The sequence below is a fragment of the Nocardioides stalactiti genome, from assembly GCF_014180715.1.
GTDB lineage: Bacteria > Actinomycetota > Actinomycetes > Propionibacteriales > Nocardioidaceae > Nocardioides > Nocardioides stalactiti.
Genome location: NZ_JACEFC010000170.1, coordinates 1 through 777 on the forward strand (window position 1 = coordinate 1; position 777 = coordinate 777).

Here is a 777-nt window from a genome sequence, read left to right on the forward strand (position 1 = left end):
CTGGCGGACGTGTGGGGCTGGCCCGGCGCCTCCGGCACCCGCACCGTCGACAGCCACGTCAAGGCGCTGCGCGCCAAGATCGGCGCGGACCGGGTCCGGACCGTGCACGGCGTCGGCTACGCGTTGGAGCCTCCCCGTGACGCCGGGGCGGAGCGGTGAGCCTCCTCGACCCGGTTCGCTCGGTCAAGGTCAAGCTCGGGCTGCTCGTCGCGGCCAGCGTGGTGGTCGCCGTGGTCGTCGCGTCGATCGGCGACGCCGGGGGAGTCCCGCTGGTGCTGAGCATCCCGGTGACGGTCGCGCTGGCGCTCGCCGTGACCCAGCTGCTCGCGGTCGGGATGACCTCGCCGCTGCGGGAGATGACGGCGGCCGCACGCCGGATGGCGCAGGGTGACCACGACGTCCGGGTCACCGCAGCCTCCCGGGACGAGGTCGGCCAGCTCGCGGCCGCCTTCAACACGATGGCGGAGGAGCTCGCCACCGTCGACCGCCAGCGCCGTGAGCTGGTCGCCAACGTCAGCCACGAGCTGCGCACCCCGCTCACCGCCCTCAACGCGCTGCTGGAGAACCTCGCCGACGGCGTCGCGCCGCCCGACGAGGCGACCCTGCGGGCCGCGCTCGACCAGGGCGAGCGGATGGCCGGCCTGGTCGGCGACCTGCTCGACCTCTCGCGCGTCGACGCGGGGAAGGCGCCGCTCGAGCGGTCACCGGTCGAGGTCGCCCTCCTGCTGGAGGCCGCGGTCGCCGAGGCCAGGGTCGGTGACCGCGACGTCACCTACC

General features: G+C 75.2%; 2 protein-coding genes (1 of these 2 only partly in view). Both read left to right on the top strand.

The window, feature by feature from the left end; all coding sequences use genetic code 11:
- Window positions 1-9 precede the first annotated feature (9 nt).
- Window positions 10-159, top strand: coding sequence for a winged helix-turn-helix domain-containing protein (locus tag H0487_RS21120; protein ID WP_312856046.1), 150 nt, complete (start codon window positions 10-12; stop codon window positions 157-159).
- 176 nt (window positions 160-335) lie between these two features.
- Window positions 336-777, top strand: the beginning of a protein-coding gene (locus H0487_RS21125; protein ID WP_446685586.1) for a DUF4153 domain-containing protein. The gene runs 1997 nt beyond the window's last position; the window shows 442 of its 2439 coding nt (coding positions 1-442); its start codon is at window positions 336-338; its stop codon lies off the right edge, out of view.